Consider the following 23,721-nt stretch of genomic DNA (forward strand, 5'->3'; position numbering starts at 1 on the left):
ATGCTCCCAATAAGCAGTATGCCAATCAATTGAGCCAAAGGCACTGCCGTGACCCGCGCCACTCTAACGTCTGTAGTGCGCATCACACCGGAGTGGTGCCATTGACTGACAAAGGAGCCGGCCGTGCTGGTATTACTTGGATTCGCCATGATCGCGGTATTCATGGTGCTGATCATGACGAAGAAGTTGACGCCAGTGCTGGCGCTGATCATCGTCCCCACCGTCTTCGGGCTGTTCGCCGGGGCGGGACTGGGCATCGGGGACATGGTCATGGACTCGATGAAGTCCATGACCTCCACCGCAGCCCTGCTGATGTTCGCCATCATCTATTTCGGCCTGATGATCGACGTCGGGCTCTTCGACCCGCTGGTGCGGTTCATTCTGCGCAAGCTCGGCAATGATCCCGCCAAGGTGGTCCTCGGCACCGCGATCCTGGCGGCCGCCGTGTCCCTCGACGGCGACGGCTCCACCACCTTCATTCTCACCACGGCCGCCATGCTGCCCATCTACCTCCGGCTGAAGATGAGCCCCGTGGTCCTCACCTGCGTTGCCGGCCTGGCCAACGGCACCATGAACATCCTGCCGTGGGGCGGGCCCACCGCCCGCGCCGCCACCGCGCTCAAGCTCGACGTCAACGACGTCTTCGTTCCCATGATCCCCTCGCTCATCGCCGGCCTGGTTGTCGTCTTCGCCTTCGCCTGGCTGCTCGGCCTGCAGGAACGCAACCGCCTCCGCGCCACGTCGCCGGAGATCTGGAGCGTACCGGATACTGCTGAAGCGTTCGACGGCGGAGCTTCCGACGGGGGCAGCCGCACCTCCCGCAGTGGTTCGGGCACCGGCGGTTCCGGCACCGGCACCGCACCTGTTCCGGCAACGGGAGGCCCTGCCGTCGGCGGCTCCTCCGTGGCAGTCCTGGAGCGCACCGAGACGCTCGCGGACGACAGCGACACCGGTCTTACGGACACCGCCCTGGACCCCAACCGCAAGACCCTCCGGCCCAAGCTGCAGTGGTTCAACCTGGGCCTCACGGTCGCCGTGATGGTCATGCTGGTGGCCGACCTCGTGCCGCTGCCGTTCGTCTTCATGGTGGGCTCCGCCATCGCCCTGCTGGTGAACTTCCCCAAGGTCAAGGACCAGGGCGCCCAGCTCGTGGCCAACGCCCCGTCCATCGTTGCCGTGGTCAGCATGGTCATGGCCGCCGCCGTCCTGACCGGCGTGCTCAAGGGCACCGGCATGGTCGAGGCCATGTCTGCCTGGCTCGTGGCCATCATCCCCTCGGACATGGGCCCGTTCATGGCTGTCATCACCGGCATCCTCAGCATCCCCATGACGTTCTTCATGAGCAACGACGCCTTCTACTTCGGAGTGCTGCCCGTCCTGAGCGAGACCGCAGCGCACTACGGCGTGAGCGCAGCGGAAATGGCCCGGGCCTCCATCACGGGCCAGCCCTTCCACCTGCAGAGCCCGCTGGTTCCGGCCATCCTGCTCCTGGTTTCCCTCGCCAAGGTTGACCTCGGCGACCACCACAAGAAGGTGCTGTGGCGGACCGCCGTGATCTCCCTCGTAATGCTCGGCGTAGGAATGCTGACCGGAGCCATCGGCATCGGGTAACTAGCCAAGGAGCACCACAGGAAATAGCAAGAGAGAGCAGAGTGCGGAAAATTTTCCGCACTCTGCTCTCTTGTGTCTGGCGGTGGAGTCACCGAGCGCCGGAGGTGAGCGGGGCACATCGGCGACGGGACGGGCATCCGGAAGCGTGCGTCTAAGCGAGGAACGAGCGAGCACGCGGAGGATCGTCCGGCCTGGCGCCGGAAGGCGAGGCACCGGAAGGCCAAGACAGTGCGGAGAGACAACACCAACCCACGTAGACTGGTTCGGAAAACAATCCGAACTTGCAGGGGAGATCCATGGCTGCGATCAACCGTGACGACGTCGCGCATCTCGCGCGTCTCGCTCACATTGAGATGAGTGCTGAAGAGCTGGACAGGATGGCGGGCGAACTTGCCGTCATCGTGGATGCGGTGAAATCGGTAAGTGAAGCCGCCGGCGACGACGTTCCGGCCACCTCGCACCCGATTCCGCTGAGCAACGTGTTCCGCGAAGACGTGGTGGGCCACACCTTCACCGCCGAGCAGGCACTGTCCGGCGCTCCGGATTCCGATGAGAACCGATTCAAGGTCCCGGCCATCCTGGATGAGGCGTAGAACATGACTGACACCAACAGCAACCAGCTCATCCGCCTCTCTGCAGCCCAGCTGGCCGAGAAGCTCGCCGCCCGCGAAATCACCTCCGTCGAGGTTGTGCAGGCCCACCTGGACCGCATCGCCGCCGTGGACGGCGGGGACCGTGGCGTGCACGCGTTCCTGCACGTCAATGCAGAAGAAGCGCTCGCCGTCGCCGCCGAGGTGGACGCCATCCGCGCCGCCGGTGGAGCTGCCGCCGCGGAGCTGCACGAGCTCGCCGGCGTTCCGATCGCCGTCAAGGACCTCATCGTCACGGTCGGCCAGCCCACCACCGCCGGGTCGAAGATCCTCGAAGGCTGGCACAGCCCGTACGACGCCACTGTGGTGCAGAGGCTGCGCGCCGCGAAGATGCCCATCCTGGGCAAGACCAACCTGGACGAATTCGCCATGGGCTCCTCCACGGAGCACTCCGCCTACGGCCCCACCCGCAACCCGTGGGACCTGGACCGCATCCCCGGCGGCTCTGGCGGCGGATCGGCTGCCGCCGTCGCTGCCTTCGAGGCGCCGCTGGCCCTTGGCACGGACACCGGCGGATCCATCCGCCAGCCGGGCGCCGTCACCGGCACCGTGGGCGTCAAGCCCACCTACGGCAGCGTGTCCCGCTACGGTGCCATTGCCATGGCCTCCTCCCTCGACCAGATCGGGCCGGTGTCCCGCACCGTCCTGGACTCGGCACTCCTGCACCAGGTGATCGGCGGCCACGATCCGTTCGATTCCACCTCCCTGCCGGACCCGCTCGGCGACCTCGTGGCCGCTGCACGGCTGGGCAACGTGGACGGCATGAAGATCGGCATCGTCAAGGAACTCCACGGCGAGGGCTACCAAGCCGGTGTGGAGAACCGCTTCAACGAGGCCCTCGAGCTGCTCAAGCAGGCAGGCGCGGAAATCGTTGAGGTGTCCTGCCCCAACTTCCAGTACGCCCTGGGCGCCTACTACCTGATCATGCCGTCCGAGGCCTCCTCCAACCTGGCCAAGTTCGACGGCGTCCGGTACGGCCTGCGCGTACTCCCCGAGGAGCCGCCGCTGACCATCGAGCGTGTCATGGGAGCCACCCGCGCCGCCGGCTTCGGCGACGAAGTCAAGCGCCGCATCATCCTCGGCACCTATGCGCTGTCCGCAGGCTATTACGACGCCTACTACGGCTCCGCGCAGAAGGTCCGCACGCTGATCCAGCGTGACTTCGAGGCCGCGTTCGCGAAGGCCGACGTTCTCATTTCCCCGACGGCACCCACCACGGCCTTCAAGCTCGGCGAGAAGCTGAACGACCCCCTGGCCATGTACCTCAACGACGTCGCCACCATCCCGGCCAACATGGCCGGCGTTCCGGGCCTGTCCCTGCCGGGCGGCCTGGCCGACGAGGACGGACTGCCCGTGGGCATCCAGCTCCTGGCGCCGGCCCGCGAGGACGCCCGCCTGTACCGGGTGGGCGCTGTCCTGGAATCGCTGCTCGAGGCGAAGTGGGGCGGACCGCTCCTGGACCGTGCCCCGGAATTGGCCGCCTCACCGGTGGTTGAGCCTGTCGAGACCCTTGTCGACGCCCAGGAGGCAAAATAATGAGCACTGACGCAACCCTGAGCTTCGAAGAAGCCATGGAGAAGTACGATCCCGTCCTGGGGTTCGAGGTCCACGTTGAGCTGAACACCCAGACCAAGATGTTCTCCTCCGCGCCGAACGTTTTCGGCGACGAGCCGAACACCAACGTCAACGAGGTGGACCTCGGCATGCCCGGTGTCCTGCCGGTGCTGAACAAGACGGCCGTGGAATCCTCCATCAAGATCGGCCTCGCGCTGAACTGCAAGATCGCCGAGTCGTGCCGCTTCGCCCGGAAGAACTACTTCTACCCGGACACCCCGAAGAACTTCCAGACGTCCCAGTACGACGAACCGATCGCCTATGACGGCTACCTGGACATCGAGCTCTCCGACGGCACCGTGTTCCGCGTCGAGATCGAACGCGCGCACATGGAAGAGGACGCCGGCAAGCTGACCCACCTCGGTGGTTCGGCCGGCCGCATCCAGGGCGCCGACTACTCCCTGGTGGACTACAACCGCGCCGGCGTCCCGCTCGTGGAGATCGTCACCAAGCCGATCGAGGGTGCGGGTTCCCGGGCTCCCGAACTCGCGAAGGCGTACGTCGCCGCAGTCCGTGAAATCGTCAAGAACCTCGGCGTGTCCGACGCCAAGATGGAACGCGGCAACGTCCGCTGCGACGCCAACGTCTCGCTGCGCCCGCACGGCCGCGAACGCTTCGGCATCCGCTCCGAGACGAAGAACGTCAACTCGCTGCGCGCCGTCGAGCATGCCGTCCGTTACGAGATCCAGCGGCACGCCGCCGTCCTGGACTCCGGCGAGCCGGTCATCCAGGAAACGCGCCACTGGCACGAGGACACGCGCACGACGACGTCGGGCCGGGCAAAGTCCGACGCCGACGACTACCGCTACTTCCCGGAGCCCGACCTCGTTCCCGTGGTCGCCTCCCGCGAATGGGTGGAGGAGCTGCGCGCCACGCTGCCCGAACCGCCGGCCGCCCGCCGGAAGCGGCTCCAGGCCGACTGGGGCTACTCGGACCTTGAATTCCGCGACGTGGTCAACGCCGGCGTCATGGACGAGATCGAGGAGACCATTGCCGCCGGTGCCACTGCCTCCGTGGCCCGCAAATGGTGGATGGGCGAGATCGTCGGCCGCGCCAAGAACGCCGACGTCGATCCCGGCCAGCTGGGCGTCGAACCGGCCACCATCGTTGAGCTCAACAAGATGGTGGAAGACGGCAAGATCAACAACAAGATGGCCTCCGAGGTGCTGGACGGCGTGCTCGCCGGCGAAGGCACCCCGGCCGAGATCGTCGAGAAGCGCGGCCTCGCCGTGGTGTCCGACGACGGCCCCCTCCTGGAAGCCATCGACGCAGCGCTGGCCGCGCAGCCCGACGTCGCGGACAAGATCCGCGCCGGCAAGCTCCAGGCCATCGGCGCCATCGTCGGCGGCGTCATGAAGGCCACCCGCGGCCAGGCCGACGCCGGCCGCGTCAAGGAGCTGATCCTGGAGAAGCTGGGCGTCAACGCCTGACGCTCTCCGCCTCCCAACTGGGTCGCAGTTAACGCCGTTCTGAGCGCTCAGAACGGCGCGAGCTGCGACCCAAATGGGTTAACCGGCAGGGCGCCGTTCCATGCTCTCCATAGGGTCCGGGCCATAAACTGCGGGCTCAGGGCGCCGGAGTCCCGCCGGTGCGGCGGAAGGAAATGCCATGCCGGTCAAGGACCCGACCAAACGACGCAGCATCGCGCTGGCGGTCGCCATCGTCTTCGTGCTCAGCGGAACAGGCGTGGCTGTCGCGTGGGCAGCCAGCGAACCCACACAGGCCGGGGACGCGGGCCCGCAGGTGGCCGCGGTGTCGCCGTCGCCGTCGGCGTCAGACAAGCCCGACAAAGCCCAGGGCAAAGCGCGTGAACTTCACAGCGAAAGCGTGGTGAAGAACGCTGACGGCAGCTTTGAAAAGCGGGTGACCCAAATCGGCACCGTGGAGTCGGTCAGCGACAAATCCATCACGGTCAAGAGCGAGGACGGCTTCAGCCAGGAGTACGTCATCAACGCCGAGACGCGGATCAGGAAGGTGGGCAAGCCCTCAGCCGACAGCACCGCACCAAAGGACAGTCCCGCTCCAAAGGACGACGCCGGCAGGCGGCTTAAGCCCTCCGCGGCCACTGCGGCGGACCTCAAGCAGGGGGACACCGTGCGCATCAGGGGCGTCCGGGACGGCTCCGCGGTCACGGCGATGCAGATCGTTGAAGGCGCCGGTGCCAACGGAAAAGGACTCGGAAAAGGACCCAGCCAGGGCAACGGTCCGGGCAAAGGCCCAGGCCGGGGCAAGGGTCTCGGACAGGGGCAGGGCCAAGGCCAGGGTTAGTCGTGGGCGAGGCGGGCCATGATGTCCTGCAGCGCCTCGCAGACCACCCGGACAGACGCACGTTTGAGGTTTTCCGGGCGCGCCAGGATGTCGATCCGGCGGCGCGTGCTGATGCCCTTCAGCGGGCGCAGCACAATGTCCGGGTTCAGCACGGGCCGCGCCGTGTGCCGGGGCAGCAGCCCGATCACGCCTCCCGCCGCCACGAGGGCGGCCACCGTGGAATAGTCGTTGATCCGGTGGACAATGTTCAGTTCGCGGCTGGAGACGGCGGCGACGGCGGACAGCACATCGGCGGGGGAGTAGCCGGCGCGGCTGGTCACCCACGGTTCGCCGACGACGTCGGCCGCTTCCAGCGTTGCCTGGGCTGCCAGCCGGTGCCCGGCAGGAAGTGCCACGTCCAGGGGCTCATGAGCGAGCGGGATCACCGCCACCCGTTCCTCCGGCCAGCGCGGGCTGTGGTCCATCCGGTGCGCAATCACCAGGTCATAGCGCGCCGTCAGCGCGGGGAAGTCCTGCTGCGCCACGTCCTCGTCGGAGAGCAACACCTTCGGCTTGTCCGGCCCATCCAGAAGCCGCGCCAGCGGCGCGAAGAGCGCCTGCCCGGCACTGTGGAACCCGCTCACGGTCACGGGCGCCACGGTTGAGCCGTGATAGGCGCCGATCGCCATGCGGGCATCGGCCATGGCGCTGACGACGGCGGCGCCGGCGTCCGCGAGCACCTGGCCGGCCTCCGTGAGGACCAGGTTCCGGCCCTCCTTGCGCGTCAGCGGAACCTCGACGCTTTTTTGCAGCTGGGCCAGCTGCTGTGACACGGCCGACGGTGTGACGAGCAGGGTGTCGGCCACGGCCTTGACGCTTCCGAGCGCGCCGAGTTCGCGCAGCATCTCGAGCTGGTGGATTTCCATGGCCACCATCCTATGCCTTAGCAATTGCTAAATCGTCGATGGAGAAAATTCCCCTTGTGCTAATGCGTTGGAGTGGCTCTAATGAAGGGAGATTCCCCCGCATGACGCTGCCGCTCATGCCAAAAAGTTAGGAAGCCAATGAAGGCGCTCTACAAGGCCGGCGCGCATGCCGGGTTCGAGCTGGTTGACCGTCCGGAGCCCGAGGCGGGCCCCGATGACGTCAAGATCCGCGTGATGACCACGGGCATCTGCGGCACGGACCTGCACATCCAGTCGTGGGACGCCTGGGCGCAGGGCATCATCCAGGCACCGCTGATCGCCGGCCACGAGTTCTACGGCGAGGTTGTTGAGACCGGCGCCGACGTGCGGGACGTCAAGGTCGGGGACCGGGTCTCCGGCGAGGGCCACATCGTGTGCGGCATCTGCCGCAACTGCCGCGCGGGCCGCCGCCAGATGTGCATCCACACCGTGAGCGTTGGCGTGCAGCGGGACGGGGCGTTCGCCGAATACGTGGTCATCCCGGAAACCAACGTTTGGGTCCACCAGGATCCCTCCGTCACCCCGGAGCTCGGCGCCATCTTCGATCCGTTCGGCAACGCCGTGCACACCGCGCTGAGCTTTCCGCTGGTGGGCGAGGACGTGCTGATCACCGGGGCCGGGCCGATCGGGCTCATGGCCATTGCCGTGGTCCGCCACGCCGGCGCACGCAAGATCGCCATCACCGACGTCTCGGCCCCCCGGCTGGAGCTCGCCCGCCAGCTCGGCGTGGACCTTGCGATCGACGTCTCCAAGACGCGGGTCCGGGAAGCGCAGCGGGAACTGGGCATGCGCGAAGGCTTCGACATCGGCCTGGAGATGTCCGGCCACCCCACGGCGCTGCCGGAAATGATCGACAACATGAACCACGGCGGCCGCATCGCCATGCTGGGCCTTCCCAGCCAGTCCATCGAGATCGACTGGGGCAAGGTGGTCACGCATATGCTGACCCTGAAGGGCATCTACGGCCGCGAAATGTTCGAGACCTGGTATGCCATGAGCGCCATGCTGTCCTCCAACCCGGGCCTGCACGCCAGCATCTCAGCCGTGGTGACGGACGTGCTGCCGGCCGCACAGTGGGAAAAGGGCTTCGAAATCGCCCGCGCGGGCGTCGGCGGCAAGGTTGTGCTCGACTGGGCTGAAATCTAAACAGCCCAAACATTCAAGCCCCGCCTGACCCCAAGCACCAAGCACCCAAGACTTTCCTAGCCGAGGAGCACCCCATGTATTCAGCCATCAAGGACCAGCTGCGCAGCGAACTGGACGAGATCCGCGCCGCCGGCCTCTACAAGACCGAGCGCCACATCGACTCACCCCAGGCCAGCCACATCACCGCCGGCCAGATCGGGCAGTCCGGCCAAGCCGTCCTGAACTTCTGCGCCAACAACTACCTGGGCCTCGCCGACCACCCGGACATCATCGCCGCGGCCAAGTCCGCCATGGATGAACGCGGCTTCGGCATGGCCAGCGTCCGGTTCATCTGCGGCACGCAGGACCTGCACCTCGAGCTCGAAGCCCGCGTGTCGAAGTTCCTCGGCACGGAGGACACCATCCTGTTCTCCAGCTGCTTCGATGCTAACGGCGGGGTGTTCGAGTCCCTGTTCGGCCCGGAGGACGCCGTGATCTCCGATGCTCTCAACCACGCCTCCATCATCGACGGCATCCGGCTCTGCAAGGCCCAGCGGTTCCGCTACGCCAACCAGGACATGGCCGACCTCGAGGCGAAACTCCTCGAGGCAAAGGATGCCCGGCGCAAGATCATCGTCACGGACGGCGTCTTCTCCATGGACGGCTACCTCGCGCCGCTGGAGGCCATCTGCGACCTCGCCGAAAAGCATGACGCCCTGGTGATGGTGGATGACTCCCACGCCGTGGGCTTCATGGGCGCCACCGGCGCTGGAACGCCGGAACACGCCGGCGTGTCCCACCGCGTGGACATCTTCACAGGAACGTTCGGCAAGGCCCTCGGCGGGGCTTCAGGCGGCTACGTTTCGGGCCGCAACGAGGTGGTGGCCATGCTCCGGCAGAAGGCCCGCCCCTACCTCTTCTCCAACTCCCTCGCCCCGGCCATCGTGGCGGCAACCATCAAAGCGCTGGACCTCGTGGAGACGTCCGGAGAGCTGCGGACGCGGCTGTTCGAGAATGCGGAACTGTTCCGCCGCCGGATGACCGAGGAAGGGTTCGAACTGCTCGACGGCGAACACGCGATCGTTCCGGTGATGTTCGGTGACGCCGTGCTGGCCGCCAAGATCGCCGACCAGATGCTCCAGCATGGAGTCTTCGTCACGGCCTTCAGCTTCCCGGTGGTGCCGCGGGGCGCCGCCCGCATCCGCGTGCAGCTGTCCGCAGCGCACAGCGCCGACGACGTCGAAACGTGCGTCCAGGCGTTCGTCAAGAGCCGGAACGCGGTGGCCGGCTAGCCGTTGCTCGCAGCCACAGTACATCTGCAAGGATGGAGCCATGGCAGCAACTTATGACGTGGTGATTGTCGGCGGGGGGATCGCGGGCCTGTCCCTGGCGTCCGCGCTGGCCGGCCGGTGCAGCGTGGCGCTCGTCGAGGCGGAACAGCAGCTGGCGTACCACACGTCCGGACGCTCAGCCCGGCAGCTCATCCCCAGCTACGGCCCGCCGGTGGTCCAGGAGCTCACCGTCCGCACGCTTGAGCTGATGGCGGCGAGGGATGCCGAGCTGCCTGAACCCGTGCTGACCCCGCGGAGCTTCATGCTGATCGGCGACGAGGAAACCGTCCGGGCGGAAGCCAGCGGCCACATGCGGACCATCAGCCACGCGGAGGCCCTCGCGCTGTGCCCCGTCCTGGAACCGGGATCCTTCTCCGCTGCCGGCCTGGACACGGGTTCCTTCGGCTGCAACGCGCCCGTCCTGCTAGAAGACCACCGGGTGCGAGCCGAGGCCGCCGGCGTGGACATCATCACCGGCGCCCGGGTCCATTCGGCGCAGCGGCTCGGGACGGGCTGGCAGGTGGGCGCGGGACAGGAAGCTTTCCAGGCCGGCGTCGTAGTGAACGCCGCCGGCGCCTGGGCGGATGAACTGGCAGTCATCAGCGGCGTCGAGAAGCTCGGGCTGCAGCCGTACCGGCGGACGGCGGCGATTGTCGCCGTCGAACATTCCCTTCCTGACGCATGCCCCATGGTGGCTGCCGCTGATGACTCCTTCTACTTCCGCGGGGACGGGGCCGACGTCCTGATTTCTCCGTCGGAACACGTCGCCAGCGGAGCGGAAGATGCGCGCCCGTTCCCCGGCGACGTGGAGCGTCTGATCGCGAGGCTCAACACCGTGACGTCGCTCGGCATCGGCGCGGTACGCTCGGCCTGGACAGGCCTGCGCACCGAAGCGCACGACGGAGTCCCCGTTGTAGGGTTTGACGCCGAGGCCCCCGGATTCTTCTGGCTCGCCGGCCAGGGCGGTTACGGTTTCCAGACGTCATCGGGGATCGCCGAGCTCGCTGCCGCCCAAATCCTCGCCGGGCCCCAAAATCCTCCTGCGGAGGGTACCAGTCCGGTATCCCGGACGGCGGATGCGCTTGCCGCCACGCGCTGGTCCATCCGACGCTGAAGAATGGGTTCATGACTACCCTCATCACCAACCTCGGCGAGCTCATGACACAGGACCAGAAGCACCGGGTCTTACGGGACGCCGCGGTGGTGGTCGACGGCGAGCGGATCGCATGGATCGGCGCGGCGTCCGATGCCCCCGCAGCGGACGAGTCGGTGGACGCCGGCGGCCGGGCACTGCTGCCCGGCTGGGTTGATTCGCACACTCACCTGATTTTTGCCGGTGACCGGACTGCGGAGTTTGAAGCCCGGATGGCGGGGGAGGACTACAGCGCCGGCGGCATTGCCGTCACCACCGGCGCCACCCGGAGCACCGGGGACTACGACCTCACCCGGCTCGCGATGGGCCGCGTGACGGAGGCGGTTTCGCAGGGCACCACGTACGTGGAGACCAAGACGGGGTACGGCCTGGATGTGGAGCAGGAGGCGAGGAGCGCGCGGATCGCCGCCGGCGTTGCCGATGAAGTCACCTACCTGGGCGCGCACCTGGTGCCTGCGGGAATGGACGCCGACGACTACACCGCCCTCGTGTGCGGCCCGATGCTGGATGCCGTGCGCCCCTATGTGAAGTGGGCCGACGTGTTCTGTGAGCGCGGCGCCTTTTCCGAGGAGCAGTCCCGCCGGGTGCTGCAGGCGTGCCGCGATGCCGGGCTGGGCCTGCGCGTCCACGGAAACCAGCTGGGCCACGGATCCGGCGTGCAGCTCGCGGTGGAGTTCGGCGCCGCGAGCGTGGACCACGTGAACTACCTGGCCGGGCAGGACGTCGACGCGCTGGCCGCCAGCTGGTCCGCTTGGGATCCCGCCGCGGGGACGGGCCGGCGGGGAACGGTGGCCACCTGTCTCCCCGCATGCGATCTCTCCACCCGCCAGCCGCTGGCTCCGGCGCGCCAACTCCTGGATGCCGGCGTGCCCGTTGCGCTCGCCTCCAACTGCAACCCCGGAACGTCCTACACCAGCTCCATGGCGTACTGCGTCACCACCGCCGTGCTGCAGATGCACCTGAGCGTCCACGAGGCCGTCCGCGCGGCGACGTACGGCGGCGCCCTGGCGCTCGGGCGTGAGTCCGGGAACGACGTCGACGGCGAACGCGCGGTGGGGTCGATCGCCGTCGGGCACCGCGCGGACCTGCACCTGCTGAATGCGCCCTCGGCCACGCACCTGGCCTACCGCCCGGGGATGCCGCTGACGCATGCCGTATGGCGTGCCGGTGTGCGGGTGCGGTAGCAGCCCGTCTGAACTAAAGGCCGCTGAACAGATGACGGAAGATGATCATTTGGCATCTGTTAGAATCAAGAAACGTCACTTTCCGGTGACGCTTGGTTCCCTGAGAGGCTAGCATGACCCGCACCGACCGACTGACGGCGATCCTGGATCTCCTTGCCAAAACCGGGCAGGTGGAGGTGGACGAAATCGTCACGCGGCTGGGCGTCTCGCCGGCCACGGCACGGCGCGACCTCGACAGCCTTGCGAAGCGGAGGCTGCTGAGCCGGACCCGCGGCGGGGCCACCACGGGCGCCCTCGCCTACGATCTCCCCGGCCGGTACAACCGGGACGACCACGCCGCAGCCAAGCAGCAGATTGCCCTGGCGGCCTCGGCCCTTATCGCTCCCGGCATGGTGATAGGACTCTGCGGGGGCACCACCAGCACCGCGCTGGCCCAGATCCTGGCCACCCGGGAGGACCTTAACTCGCCGTCCAACCAGCCGACGCTGACGGTGGTCACCAACGCTATCAACATCGCCTCGCAGCTGGCCGTGCGGCCCAACATCAAGGTCATGGTGACCGGCGGCATCCTCAACCCGCGGTCCTACGAGCTGGTGGGGCCGTACACGGACATCATCATGCAGAAGGTGGTGCTGGACATCGCGTTTATCGGCGTCAACGGCATCGATGCCGAGGTGGGCCCCACCAACACCGGCGAAGGCGAGGCCTCCGTCAACGCGCTGCTGGCCAGCCGCGCCAGCGAGTCCTACGTCATCGCGGATTCCTCCAAGGTGGGCCGCCGGGCCTTCGCCACCATGGACGGCTATGAGTTCACCCGGCTGATCACTGACTCCGGCATTTCCGCGGCGGACAAGGCGGCCTTCGAGGCCAGGGGCACCGAAGTGATCGTGGCGCCGGAGACGCCCAGGACCCGGGCGCTCTGACGGCGGGCCGGCGCTAACAGCCGGCGCTAGAAGACCACGGGCGGGGCGTCGAGCACCGTCTCGTCCACGCGGCGCTCCACCCATTGGGTGAAGGGCTTGTCCAATTCGTACTTGCCGAGCTCGGTGCGGACCAGCATGCGGACCTCCGCGTTCTCCGGGTTGTTCAGCGACTCGAAGTACTCCACGGACCAGTGGAACCATCGCATGCAGAACAGGCGCATGGTCAGGCCGTGGGTGACCAGGAGCGTGTTGGGGGAGTAGTTCGGCTTGGACCAGTGGCGGTAGAGGGTCTCCATGAACGACGAAATTCGGTCATAGACGTCCGAGCCGGATTCGCCCTCCCGGAAACGGTAGAAGAAGTGTCCGTAGGCGTTGCGCAGCTCCTTCTGGTCTTCAATTTCGCCGGAGATCTGGAAGTTGGCCCAGTCCTGCTCGCGGAGGCGGGGCTCTTCGATAACGCGCTCCGTGAGGGAGCCCAGGTTCAGCGCCTCAAGGGTCTGGTACGCACGCAGGTACGGCGAGACGTAGACGGACACCTGGCGGCCGTCCAGTTCGCGCCGGATCCGCTCGCCTGCCGCTTTGGCCTGTTCGAAGCCCAGGTCCGTCAGCGGAATCCGGTAGTCGGGCACCCTGTTGTAAATGGAGGTGTCGGCGTTGGCGGCGGACTGGCCGTGCCGGATCATGATGATTTTCCCGGGCGCACTCATAGTCTCCCAGCATAGGGCCAGTCTCCCGGCGCAGGGCACGGGCCGCGGGCAAACAGGAAAGAGCCAGCAACTGCAGGCAAGATAGGAACATGTTGGTTCCTTCCCGCCGTCGCCTGCGGATCGAAGTCTGGATAGTCCTGGGGCTGTCGCTGGGGCAGTCCGCCGTGTATTCGGTGGTCCAGTTGCTGGACAAGATGACGCGTGCGCCGCTTGCCCAGGGCACGTCCACCCTGAACCGTTCGCAAAGTACGCGCGAATATTTCGACCTGACGTACCAGTTGCTGGACATCATCTTTGCCCTCGTGCCGGTCCTGCTGGTCATCTACTTCATGAGCGAACAGCGCCTGACGAAGGCCGGCGCGGGGTACGACACCGGCTCGGCCTTCCGGAAGCTGGGCTTCAACTTTGCCCGCCCGGGAAGGGACCTGCTGCAGGGCCTCGGCCTGGCCGCCATGATCGGCGTTCCCTCGCTGGGACTCTACGCCGCGGGCCGGGCACTGGGCATCACGACGGCGATCATCCCCAGCGCCCTGGACGCCTACTGGTGGACCGTCCCCGTATTGATCCTCTCAGCCATGCGCCACGCCATCGTGGAGGAAGTGATTGTGGTGGGCTACCTTCTTGACCGCTTCGGCAAGTTCGGCTGGTCCACGCCGCTGGCCATCTTCGCGAGCTCCATGCTCCGCGGCAGCTACCACCTGTACCAGGGGTTCGGGCCGTTCATCGGAAACGCCGTCATGGGCGTGGTGTTTGCCTGGATCTACACCAAAACCCGCCGGGTGATGCCGCTCGTCATCGCCCACGCGCTGCTGGACATCGTGGCGTTCGTCGGATTCAGCCTCTTCGGCAAGGCCGTGGGCCTGGGATAAAAAGAATTCGGCCGCCATCGGTGGGTGACGTCGTTGGCACCCGCTGATGGCGGCCGAAGCTTGGTGGCAGCGAGCTGCCGGACCCGGCTTCGCTGCCAGGCCGGCTTGCTGCCGGATGTGACGGGCGTCAGATGGTGACGGCGCCCGCTGCAGTTTCGAATGTGACGGACAGGATGCCCGGGGTTCCGTGCGGAGCCACCCAATTGACGGCGACATCCTCCAGGGGCTTTTCGACAGGCTCGCCGAGCCATTCGGTGACCCGTTCGGCGGATCCCGCGATGGTCAGGCTGGACATCTTGACGTTGCTGTCATAGGCATTGGACGGGTGAAGGGAAGGATCGCCCTCCCACTTCAGCATGTACGGAACCTGCGGATCGGCGATGAGTCCGAGGATGCCGATCTGCTTCCACACCAGCTCGCGGCCGTCCGGGAACTTGCGGTTGCCGTTGACGGCGGCCCGGCCCAGGCGTTCCTCGAACGGGGCGAGGTCGTCCACTTCGACGCACCAGCCCATCCAGCCTCCGCCGGCCGCGGACCGGGCGCGGACAGCCTGCCCGAACGGGGCCTTGTCCGACGCCGGGTGGTCCAGCACTTCCACAACTTCCAAATACTTGTGCCCCGCGAGCGGGATAATCATGTTCCGGGTTCCAAACCGGGGGTGCACCCCGCCCTTTACGGCTTCGACGCCGAGGGCAGAGGAAATACGTTCGGTGGTGGCAGCCAGGCCATCGTGTTCACAGGCGTAAGAGACGTGATCCATGCGCATGCCATCATCTTGGCATTTTGTGACGGGGCTCTCAGCTAAGGCCACCCTAACCGTCATGGGATGTCCCGAATCCGTACGAGGCTGGTCATACCTCGAGTCACACAACCGTCACAATCTTCGCGCATCCGGCGCCGTGTTTCGTAAACTTGGCGCAGGTCATGAGTGCCAGCGACAGCCCCGGCTTGCTGGCCGGCAACCCTCCTTCCGCGGCGGGGTGCCCCGGGTGAAGACCTGGCCTGCCGGTCAGTTGTCGGCGGGCAAGCGCGTAGAAGAGGTTTACCTATGACGATCTCCGTCACCCGTACCGAAGTCCCGGACGGAACTGTCCAGTACGTCAAGATCGGCGGCCTTGAGCTCGAGGCCGGCGGGTTCCTTCCGGACGTGACCCTTGCCTATGAAACCTGGGGGACCCTCAATGAGGACGGCTCCAATGCCATCCTGGTCCAGCATGCCCTCACGGGGAGCACCCACGTCACACGGGGCAGCGGCAATGAAGAAGGCTGGTGGGAGCAGCTGGCCGGACCGGGGGCCCCGGCTGACACGGACCGGTTCTTCGTGGTCTCCATCAATATTGTCGGGGGCTGTTACGGATCCACGGGACCGTCGTCGGCGGCGCCCGACGGCAGGCCGTGGGGGTCACGCTTCCCGCTCGTGACACTGCGGGACACCACCGCTGCCGAAGCACGCCTCGCTGACCAGCTGGGCATCAGCAGCTGGTACGCGGTGCTGGGCGGCTCCATGGGCGGGGCCCGGGCGCTCGAGTGGGCCGTCACCTACCCGGAGCGCGTGCGCCGCTGCGGCGTCATCTCGGTCGGCGCCAGCAGCACCGCCGAACAGATCGCCTTCGCCCAGGCGCAGACGCTCGCCATCAGGCAGGACCCCAACTTCAACGGCGGGGACTACTACGGCGGCCCGCTGCCCGAGGAGGGCCTGGCGCTGGCCCGGCGGATTGCACACATCACCTACCGTTCCGCCTACGAACTCGATTTCAGGTTCGGCCGGAACGCCCAGGCCTCCGAAGCGCCGTTCGAGGTGGAATCCCTCGGGGTCCGCGGCCGGTACCAGGTGGAAAGCTACCTGGACCACCAGGGGAACAAGCTCGTGCGGCGTTTTGACGCCAACAGCTACATCGCCATCACGGAAGCACTGATGAGCCACGACATCTGCCGCGGGCGGGGGACCCTGAAAGAAACGCTTTCCAGGACGTCGGCTGATTTCTTCGTTGCCGCCGTCGACACGGACCGGCTGTACTTCCCGGCACAGACCCGCGAGCTCGCCGAGGCGTTGCCCGGCGACGTCGACGTGCATGTGATCGAGGCGCCCATCGGCCATGACGGCTTCCTCACCGAGATCGGGCAGCTCAACACCCAGCTCCGGGACCACTTCCTGGCCTAGCCTTCCTGGCCCAGCCGCCGCTGCATACGGCACCGCCCACGCCTTCGGAATGTGCATTTATGCAGATGCGTTCTGCACTATTTGGCGTTGAGGTTGCAGCAATGGCAGACCATACTCGTTGGAACCGGCGATTCGTGGTGCACATCACACACGTCCGCCACTGTCCTGGTCCCATGGGCGTCGAAGAAGACCCCGAAGGAGTTCACTAATGAGTACGGATAACTCCGCCGCAAGGCGCGTAGAGGAAACCGATGTCAAGGCATCTGGCCTGAAAAAAGTCGTCACGGCCTCCATGGCCGGCACCGTGGTTGAGTGGTACGAGTTCTTCCTCTATGCCTCGGCAGCCACCCTGGTGTTTGGCAAGATGTTCTTCCCCAATTCCGGCACGGAGCTGGACGGCATCATTGCCGCGTTCGTCACCTACGCCGTCGGCTTCGTGGCGCGCCCGATCGGCGGCATCGTCTTTGGCCACTTCGGTGACAAGTTCGGCCGCAAGCAGCTCCTGCAGCTGAGCATCATCCTGGTGGGTGTCTCCACCTTCCTGATGGGCTGCCTGCCCACCTTCGCGCAGATCGGCTACTGGGCACCGGCCCTGCTGGTCTTCCTGCGCTTCGTGCAGGGCTTCGCCGTCGGCGGTGAATGGGGCGGCGCCGTCCTGCTCGTGGCCGAACACAGCCCCAGCAAGTCGCGCGGATTCTGGTCCAGCTGGCCACAGTCCGCCGTCCCGATGGGTAACCTGCTCGCCACCGGTGTGCTGTTCACCCTGTCGTCCACGCTGTCGCAGGCCGACTTCCTCGGCTGGGGCTGGCGCGTCGCCTTCTGGCTGTCGGCCGTGATCGTCATCGTCGGCTACTACATCCGCACCAAGGTCCAGGATGCCCCGATCTTCCTCGAGGCACGCAAGGAAGTCACGGTCGAAAAGAAGGGCTACGGCGTCGGCGAAGTCTTCCGCCGGTACCCCCGCGGCGTCTTCACCGCCATGGGCCTGCGCTTTGCGGAGAACATCCTCTACTACCTCGTGGTGACCTTCTCCATCACCTACCTGAAGGTTGTGGTCCAGACCGACACATCCCGGATCCTGCTGCTCCTGCTGGTGGCGCACTTCATCCACTTCTGCGCCGTGCCGATGGTCGGCAAGCTCTCCGACTCCTTCGGCCGCAAGCCGGTCTACATGGCAGGCGCCATCCTCGGCGGAACCTGGGGCTTCTTCGCCTTCCCGATGATGGACACCAAGAACGACATGGTCATCCTCGCCGCGATCACCATCGGACTGCTGTTCCACGCCCTGATGTACGCGGGGCAGCCGTCGATCATGGCGGAAATGTTCCCCACCCGGATGCGCTACTCCGGCGTTTCCCTCGGCTACCAGGTGACGTCCATTGTTGCCGGTTCGCTGGCGCCGATCATCGCCACGGCGCTGCTGGGCAGCTTCAAGTCCTCCGTTCCGGTGGCCCTGTACCTGCTGGCGGCCTGCATCGTGACCGCTGTCTCGGTGTACTTCCTCAAGGAAACCCGCGGCATCTCGCTCCACGACGTTGACGCCGCCGACGCCCAGGGCACCGCCGATCTCCTGGCGGCCGGCAAGAAGTAAGCGGCCGGAAGCAGCAAACATCAGCCAGGCAGCTGCCCGGACCCGCGGCCGACGCGGGCCCGGGCAGCTGTGTGTCAGCAATTAACGCAAAGGCAGGATTCCCCATGCGAGCAGCAGTCCTCTATTCCACCGTCCCGCCCGGAACCAGCTACGCCGAAGCGCAGCCGCTGGTGGTGCAGGACCTGGACCGGCCGGAGCCCCGCGCCGGTGAGCTGGGCATCGACATCACATACTCCAGCCTGTGCCACTCGGACCTCTCCGTGGTGGACGGCTCCCGGGTCCGGCCCCTCCCCATGGCGCTGGGGCATGAGGCCGTGGGCCGCGTCGCGGCCGTAGGGGAGGGCGTTGCGGACATTTCCGTCGGGGATCACGTGGTGCTGGTCTTCGTGCCAAGCTGCGGTGACTGCCGGGCCTGCAAGGCCGGCCGCCCCGCGCTCTGCCACCGGGCCGCGGAAGTCAACGGTTCCGGGGACCTGCTGCACGGTGAGGCGCTGCTGCGGACGCCGTCCGGCGAGCGGATCAACCACCACCTGGGCGTCTCGGCGTTTGCCGACTACGCCGTCGTGGCGCGCGAGTCCGTGGTGGCCATTGACGATGACGTCCCGGACACCGTGGCGGCGATGTTCGGCTGCGCGGTGCTCACCGGCATGGGGGCCGTCCTCAATACTGCAGCGGTCGACGCCAGCCAGTCGGTTGCCGTCTTCGGGCTGGGGGCCGTGGGGCTCTCCGCCGTCATGGCGGCGTCGCTCGCCGGGGCTTCGGCCGTGATCGCCATCGACCCCAACACCGGCAAGCACCAGCTGGCCCTCGACTGCGGCGCGACGGCGGTGGGCACCCCGGATGATGCTGCCAGGCTGATAGCGGAGGCCACCGGCGACGGCGTGGACGTGGCCATCGAAGCCGTGGGTTCGGCCGGTGTGATCGCATCGTGCCTGGAGCGGGTGACGAGGGGCGGTGCTGTGGTCTCGGTGGGCCTGCCGCACCTGTCCGCCGAGCTGACCGTCCCGGCGCTGCAGTTCGCGGGCGCGGGCAAGCGGCTGCTGGGCTCCTACATGGGCGACGCCGTTCCCGGGCGCGACATTCCGCTCTATCTGGGCTACTGGCGCGACGGCCGGCTGCCGGTCGAGCTCCTGCACACCGACACCAGGCCGCTGGCCGAAATCAACGAGGGGCTGGACGCGCTTGCCTCCGGGGAAGTGGTCCGGCGGCTGTTCCGGGCGTGACGCCGTCCCGCCGTCGTTCCTGTCATGCTGTTCAGCTAGGCAGGCAGTTTCAGCCGGCCAGCAGCTCCTGGCGCGAGTGCACTTCCTCCTTGAGCCATGCGATCACGGCCTGCACCGGGGCCGACCGCAGCGACTCGGGGCGGGCCACCGCCCAGATGGGCAGCTGGCGCTGGAAGTCATCGGGGAGGACGGGAACGAATTCCGGGTTGCCCGCCACCATGAAGTTCGGCAGCAGGCCGATTCCGGCACCCCGGCGCACCGCCTCCACCTGCGCGAATACGCTGGTGGCCTGGAAGCTGGATTTCGGCATCGGGAGCTGCGCGGACCACCGGTGGCCCAGCTCGGCCACCTGCAGGGCCGATTCGACGTAGGACACAAAGCAGTGCTGCCCCACGCCGTCGAGCGTTTCCGGGAGCCCGAACTCATCGGCGTACGCCGGGCTGGCGTAAAGCCGGAGGTAATAGTTGCTCAGGAAGATGGTCTGGGCGTTGCTGACGTCGGTCCTGCCCACCACGATTTCGAGGTCCACGCCGGACCGGTTCTGGCTGACCTTCCGCGTGGCGCTGAGCATCTCCACATTCAGCAGAGGGTGCTGCCGCTGGAGGCGGACCAGGGCGGGCGTAACGAATTCGGACCCGAAGCCATCCGACGTGCTGATCCGCACCAGGCCGGAGAGGACATGCTGATCCTGCCTGATGAGGCCGGACAGCGATCCCAGGGTCTCCTCGATGGTTTCGGCGGCTGTCACGGCCGACGCCCCGAGCTGGGTCAGCTCCCAGCCGTGCGGGCTGCGTTCGAGGGTCCTGCCGCCGAGCTGCTTGTCGAGGGCGAGAATCCTGCGGGAGATGGTGGTGTGGGTGGTGCCCAGCGTCTCCGCCACCGCGTTGAACCGGCCCAGGCGGGCCACGGTCAGCAGGATCAGCAGGTCGTCCGGGCTCGGAAGCCGCCGCAGGTCCACTCGTGTGCCTTTCGCTCGTATGTGCATCAATGCACATACCGTCTGTGTTTTTTCCCCTTGATTGCACTGTAGCAGGGTGTGATGGTTGACACAGAACCTTCGGCTCCCAGCGGCCGGACACCAAAGCAAAGGAGCTTGCGCCATGGCAGTAATCGGTTGGATCGGTCTGGGGAACATGGGTGGTTCCATGTCGGCAAACCTGGCGAAGGCCGGACACGACGTGCGGGGCTTTGACCTCAACCCGGCGGCCGTCGCAGCCGCCGAAGCCGGCGGCGTGAAGCCGGTGGCGAGCGTTGCGGACGCCGTGGACGGCGCCGACGTCGTGTTCACCATGCTGCCCAAGGGCGAACACGCCAAGGCTGTTTACCTGGGCGAGGACGGCGTCCTCGCCCAGGCCAACACCCGCACGCTGCTGGTGGACTCCTCCACGATCGACATCGCATCCGCGCAGGAACTGCACGACGCCGCCGCTGCCGCCGGCTTCCGCTTCGTCGACGCCCCCGTCTCGGGCGGCATGAGCGGTGCCAAGGCCGGGACGCTGACCTTCATGGTGGGCGGCGAGGCGGAGGCCGTGGCCGACGCCACCGGCTACATCGAACCCATGGCCGCCAACATCATCCCCACCGGCGGGGCAACCACCGGGCAGGCCGCCAAGATCTGCAACAACCTGATGCTCTTCATCAACCTGGCGTCCACGGCGGAGGGAGCGGTGCTGGCCGACCGCCTCGGCCTGGACAAGCAGGTCTTCTGGGACATCGCGTCAGTCTCCTCGGGCGACAGCTGGGCGCTGCGCACCTGGTACCCCGTTCCGGGCGTGGTTTCCACCGCCGCCTCGAACAACGATTTTGCTCCGACGTTCACCACCGAACTGGCCAACAAGGACATCGGCCTGGCCATCAGCGCCGCGGAGGACACCGGAACGCCCCTGGAAATCGGCAAGCACGTCCAGCAGCTGTTCCAGCAGCTCATCGACGCCGGTGAGTCGGGCAAGGACTGCTCCATGATCATCAAGCTCGTCGACGGCTCGCTGGACACCGCCAAGCAGTAGCCGCCCGCACCCCTTCCTCCCGCTCCCATTCACCACGCGGTCAACGCCGCCCGCCCGCGTCCGGAACAGCCTGTTGCCGGACCCGCAAGAAAGAGACATCCATGGAAACCATCCCGCACTTCATCAACGGCAGCCGCGTCAGCGACGCCGACCGTTTCGGCCCCGTCTTCAACCCCGCCACAGGCGAGCAGGAGAAGCAGGTTGCGCTCGCCTCAGCCGCCAGGGTCGAGGAGGCCATCTCAGCGGCCCGCGCGGCCCTGCCGGCCTGGCGGGCAACGAGCCTTGCCAAGCGCACAAACATCTTCTTCCGCGTCCGTGAAATCCTGACGCAGCGCAAATCCGAGCTCGCGGCCATCCTCACCAGCGAGCACGGCAAGGTCCTCTCCGACGCCGAAGGAGAAATCTCCCGCGGCCTCGAGAACATCGAGTTCGCCACCGGCCTTTCCCACATGCTCAAGGGCGAGCGGTCGGAACAGGTTTCCAGTGGCGTCGACGTGCACTCCGTCCGGCAGCCCGTGGGCGTGGTGGCGTGCATTACGCCGTTCAACTTCCCGGCCATGGTGCCGCTCTGGATGATCGGCAGCGCGCTGGCCTGCGGCAACACTGTGCTGCTGAAGCCGAGCGAGAAGGACCCGTCCTCGGCGGTGTTCATCGCCGAGGTCTTCGCCGAGGCGGGATTGCCGGCGGGCGTGCTGAACGTGGTCCAGGGCGACAAGGAGGCTGTGGACGTCCTGCTGGAACACCCTGACGTGAAGGCTGTCAGCTTCGTCGGGTCCACGCCGATCGCCCAGTCCATCTACAAGCGGGCAGCGGATCACGGCACGCGCGTCCAGGCCCTCGGCGGCGCCAAGAACCACATGGTGGTCCTGCCCGACGCCGATCTGGACATGGCTGCCGATGCCGCCGTCTCCGCCGCCTACGGATCGGCCGGTGAACGCTGCATGGCGGTCAGCGTGCTCGTCGCCGTCGGCAACATCGCCGACGACCTTGTGTCGGCAATCAGCAGCCGCATGGCGACACTGAAGATCGGCCCCGGCACCGACCCGTCCTCGCAGATGGGGCCGCTGATCACCGCTGAACACCGCGACAAGGTTGCCTCCTACGTGGCCGGCGCCGAAAACGAAGGCGCCACCGTCGTCGTCGACGGCCGGTCACAGCAGTTCGACTCGAACGGCTTCTTCATCGGCGTCAGCCTGGTGGACCACGTCAAGCCCGGCATGAAGGTCTATGACGACGAAATCTTCGGCCCCGTCCTGTCCGTGGTGCGCGTTGACACCTACAACGACGCCGTCCGGCTGGTCAACGACAACGAGTTCGGCAACGGTGTTGCCATCTTCACCCGCGACGGCGGCGCCGCGCGGCAGTTCGAGTTCGACGTTGAGGTCGGGATGGTGGGCGTCAACGTGCCGATCCCGGTGCCGGTGGGCACTTTCTCCTTCGGCGGTTGGAAGAACTCCCTGTTCGGCGACACGCACATGTACGGGCCGGACAGCATCCGTTTCTACACGCGGGGCAAAGTCGTAACCACCCGCTGGCCGGATCCGTCCACGTCCGTCATCGACCTCGGGTTCCCACAGGTCGACTAAGTGGTCGACTAAGCCTCAGGCCGACCAAGCACCTGGCCTGCAGTACGACAGCCCGTGGCCCCGCCGCCAAAAGCGGTAGGGCCACGGGCTGTTGCAGTTCTTGCCGCGGATTCATCATTCAGGGTTCGGGTTCATAGTTCCCGGGGCCGCCGTTTTTGTCAGTGGTCGCTGGCAGACTTCAGGTATGGAAGGCATGGGGGAGCCGGGACAGGCTCGAGAAGCGGCGGCGGGAGCCGGCACGACGGTGCGGGACCTGATCGGGTCCCTGGCCGCCATTCGCCCCTGTAATGGTGACGGCGGCGGTGCCGGGATGATTGATCAGTTGCGGGACCTGGAGGATCTGAAGTCCGCCGCGGCCGCGCTGCAGGCCCGGATCGCCGTGGCGTTCGACGCCGACCAGCGCCGCGCCCAGGCCGCGGCCGGGGTCCCGGCGGATGAACGCGGCAAGGGCGTGGGGGCGCAGATCGCGCTGGCCCGGCGCGAATCCCCGGCCCGCGGGTCCCGGCTGCTGGGCCTGGCGAAGGCCCTCGTGACGGAAATGCCCCGCACCCTGGCCGCCCTGAACGCCGGGGAACTGAACGAATGGCGCGCCACGCTGCTGGTGAAGGAAACAGCCTGCCTGTCCGCGGCTGACCGGTCCGCCGTCGATGAACAGCTCGCCGCGGACACCGGGGCGCTCGCCGGCGCCGGCGACCGGACAATCATTGCCGCAGCCCGGGCCGCCGCCTACCGGCTGGATCCGCGCTCCGTCGTCAACCGTGCCCGGAACGCCGTG

The 23,721-nt window shown here is 67.0% G+C and carries 20 protein-coding genes, 1 pseudogene and 1 riboswitch; of the genes and pseudogenes, 17 read left to right on the forward strand and 4 right to left on the reverse strand.

Features of this window, described 5'->3' with window-relative positions; translation table 11 throughout:
* Positions 1-123 precede the first annotated feature (123 nt).
* The 5 genes from J7I89_RS19905 to J7I89_RS19925 all read left to right on the forward strand — a co-directional run bounded on the left by J7I89_RS19905 (position 124) and on the right by J7I89_RS19925 (position 6,143).
* Complete coding sequence (locus J7I89_RS19905) at positions 124-1,611, forward strand: CitMHS family transporter (RefSeq protein WP_214973774.1); 1,488 nt, start codon at positions 124-126, stop codon at positions 1,609-1,611.
* A 296-nt stretch (positions 1,612-1,907) separates the two neighbouring features.
* Entirely contained in the window at positions 1,908-2,204 is a 297-nt protein-coding gene (gene gatC, locus J7I89_RS19910) for an Asp-tRNA(Asn)/Glu-tRNA(Gln) amidotransferase subunit GatC (protein WP_056629433.1), read from the forward strand.
* A 3-nt stretch (positions 2,205-2,207) separates the two neighbouring features.
* Positions 2,208-3,797, forward strand: a complete 1,590-nt coding sequence (gene gatA, locus J7I89_RS19915; protein ID WP_214973776.1) for an Asp-tRNA(Asn)/Glu-tRNA(Gln) amidotransferase subunit GatA — start codon at positions 2,208-2,210, stop codon at positions 3,795-3,797.
* A complete protein-coding gene (gene gatB / locus J7I89_RS19920; RefSeq protein WP_214973778.1) occupies positions 3,797-5,305 on the forward strand; it encodes an Asp-tRNA(Asn)/Glu-tRNA(Gln) amidotransferase subunit GatB in 1,509 nt (502 codons plus the stop codon). The genes gatA and gatB overlap by 1 nt, the downstream gene beginning before the upstream one ends.
* Before the next feature lie 178 nt (positions 5,306-5,483).
* Positions 5,484-6,143 carry a DUF5666 domain-containing protein gene (locus J7I89_RS19925; protein ID WP_214973780.1) on the forward strand — a complete coding sequence of 220 codons (660 nt, stop codon included), beginning with the start codon at positions 5,484-5,486 and terminating at the stop codon, positions 6,141-6,143.
* Here the strand turns inward: J7I89_RS19925 and J7I89_RS19930 are convergent.
* Entirely contained in the window at positions 6,140-7,048 is a 909-nt protein-coding gene (locus J7I89_RS19930) for a LysR family transcriptional regulator (RefSeq protein WP_214973781.1), read from the reverse strand. The two genes, J7I89_RS19925 and J7I89_RS19930, sit on opposite strands and share 4 nt — an antisense overlap.
* A 138-nt stretch (positions 7,049-7,186) precedes the next feature.
* Between J7I89_RS19930 and tdh the strand changes: the two genes are divergently transcribed.
* The 5 genes from tdh to J7I89_RS19955 all read left to right on the forward strand — a co-directional run bounded on the left by tdh (position 7,187) and on the right by J7I89_RS19955 (position 12,803).
* Positions 7,187-8,233 carry an L-threonine 3-dehydrogenase gene (tdh, locus tag J7I89_RS19935; protein ID WP_214973783.1) on the forward strand — a complete coding sequence of 349 codons (1,047 nt, stop codon included), beginning with the start codon at positions 7,187-7,189 and terminating at the stop codon, positions 8,231-8,233.
* A 74-nt stretch (positions 8,234-8,307) separates the two neighbouring features.
* Positions 8,308-9,504, forward strand: coding sequence for a glycine C-acetyltransferase (locus tag J7I89_RS19940; RefSeq protein ID WP_214973785.1), 1,197 nt, complete (start codon positions 8,308-8,310; stop codon positions 9,502-9,504).
* Between the two features lie 40 nt (positions 9,505-9,544).
* On the forward strand, positions 9,545-10,657 hold the full coding sequence (locus tag J7I89_RS19945; protein WP_214973787.1) for an FAD-binding oxidoreductase: 1,113 nt from the start codon (positions 9,545-9,547) through the stop codon (positions 10,655-10,657).
* Positions 10,658-10,668: 11 nt separating this feature from the next.
* Positions 10,669-11,880 carry an imidazolonepropionase gene (gene hutI / locus J7I89_RS19950; RefSeq protein WP_214973789.1) on the forward strand — a complete coding sequence of 404 codons (1,212 nt, stop codon included), beginning with the start codon at positions 10,669-10,671 and terminating at the stop codon, positions 11,878-11,880.
* A gap of 113 nt (positions 11,881-11,993) precedes the next feature.
* Positions 11,994-12,803, forward strand: a complete 810-nt coding sequence (locus J7I89_RS19955) for a DeoR/GlpR family DNA-binding transcription regulator (protein WP_104137186.1) — start codon at positions 11,994-11,996, stop codon at positions 12,801-12,803.
* A 26-nt stretch (positions 12,804-12,829) separates the two neighbouring features.
* Here J7I89_RS19955 and J7I89_RS19960 read toward each other — a convergent pair whose 3' ends face one another.
* Positions 12,830-13,510: a histidine phosphatase family protein gene (locus tag J7I89_RS19960; RefSeq protein WP_251045571.1), complete on the reverse strand. Its 681-nt coding sequence runs from the start codon at positions 13,508-13,510 to the stop codon at positions 12,830-12,832.
* An 89-nt stretch (positions 13,511-13,599) separates the two neighbouring features.
* Between J7I89_RS19960 and J7I89_RS19965 the strand changes: the two genes are divergently transcribed.
* The gene (locus J7I89_RS19965; protein WP_214973791.1) at positions 13,600-14,379 is read left to right on the forward strand and encodes a CPBP family intramembrane glutamic endopeptidase; all 780 of its coding nucleotides are present in this window, start codon (positions 13,600-13,602) and stop codon (positions 14,377-14,379) included.
* Positions 14,380-14,506: 127 nt separating this feature from the next.
* On the opposite strand, the gene J7I89_RS19970 is transcribed toward J7I89_RS19965, so the two are convergent.
* On the reverse strand, positions 14,507-15,145 hold the full coding sequence (locus J7I89_RS19970; RefSeq protein WP_056629455.1) for a VOC family protein: 639 nt from the start codon (positions 15,143-15,145) through the stop codon (positions 14,507-14,509).
* A 154-nt stretch (positions 15,146-15,299) separates the two neighbouring features.
* Positions 15,300-15,415, forward strand: a riboswitch (SAM riboswitch).
* 12 nt (positions 15,416-15,427) lie between these two features.
* Between J7I89_RS19970 and J7I89_RS19975 the strand changes: the two genes are divergently transcribed.
* The 3 genes from J7I89_RS19975 to J7I89_RS19985 all read left to right on the forward strand — a co-directional run bounded on the left by J7I89_RS19975 (position 15,428) and on the right by J7I89_RS19985 (position 19,354).
* Complete coding sequence (locus J7I89_RS19975; RefSeq protein WP_214973794.1) at positions 15,428-16,540, forward strand: homoserine O-acetyltransferase; 1,113 nt, start codon at positions 15,428-15,430, stop codon at positions 16,538-16,540.
* Between the two features lie 208 nt (positions 16,541-16,748).
* Entirely contained in the window at positions 16,749-18,131 is a 1,383-nt protein-coding gene (locus J7I89_RS19980; protein ID WP_214973796.1) for an MFS transporter, read from the forward strand.
* 104 nt (positions 18,132-18,235) lie between these two features.
* On the forward strand, positions 18,236-19,354 hold the full coding sequence (locus tag J7I89_RS19985) for a zinc-dependent alcohol dehydrogenase family protein (RefSeq protein WP_214973798.1): 1,119 nt from the start codon (positions 18,236-18,238) through the stop codon (positions 19,352-19,354).
* 49 nt (positions 19,355-19,403) lie between these two features.
* Here J7I89_RS19985 and J7I89_RS19990 read toward each other — a convergent pair whose 3' ends face one another.
* The gene (locus J7I89_RS19990; protein WP_374102030.1) at positions 19,404-20,312 is read right to left on the reverse strand and encodes a LysR family transcriptional regulator; all 909 of its coding nucleotides are present in this window, start codon (positions 20,310-20,312) and stop codon (positions 19,404-19,406) included.
* 142 nt (positions 20,313-20,454) lie between these two features.
* On the opposite strand from J7I89_RS19990, the gene mmsB reads away from it, so the two are divergent.
* From mmsB to J7I89_RS20005, 3 genes and pseudogenes are all read left to right on the forward strand, one after another.
* Entirely contained in the window at positions 20,455-21,360 is a 906-nt protein-coding gene (mmsB, locus tag J7I89_RS19995) for a 3-hydroxyisobutyrate dehydrogenase (RefSeq protein WP_214973805.1), read from the forward strand.
* Between the two features lie 101 nt (positions 21,361-21,461).
* Positions 21,462-22,946, forward strand: coding sequence for a CoA-acylating methylmalonate-semialdehyde dehydrogenase (locus J7I89_RS20000; RefSeq protein WP_214973807.1), 1,485 nt, complete (start codon positions 21,462-21,464; stop codon positions 22,944-22,946).
* Between the two features lie 184 nt (positions 22,947-23,130).
* A pseudogene (locus J7I89_RS20005) lies at positions 23,131-23,721 on the forward strand (HNH endonuclease); the annotation flags it as partial.

Origin of the sequence: Arthrobacter sp. ISL-5 (assembly GCF_018613835.1) — a bacterium.
GTDB lineage: Bacteria > Actinomycetota > Actinomycetes > Actinomycetales > Micrococcaceae > Arthrobacter.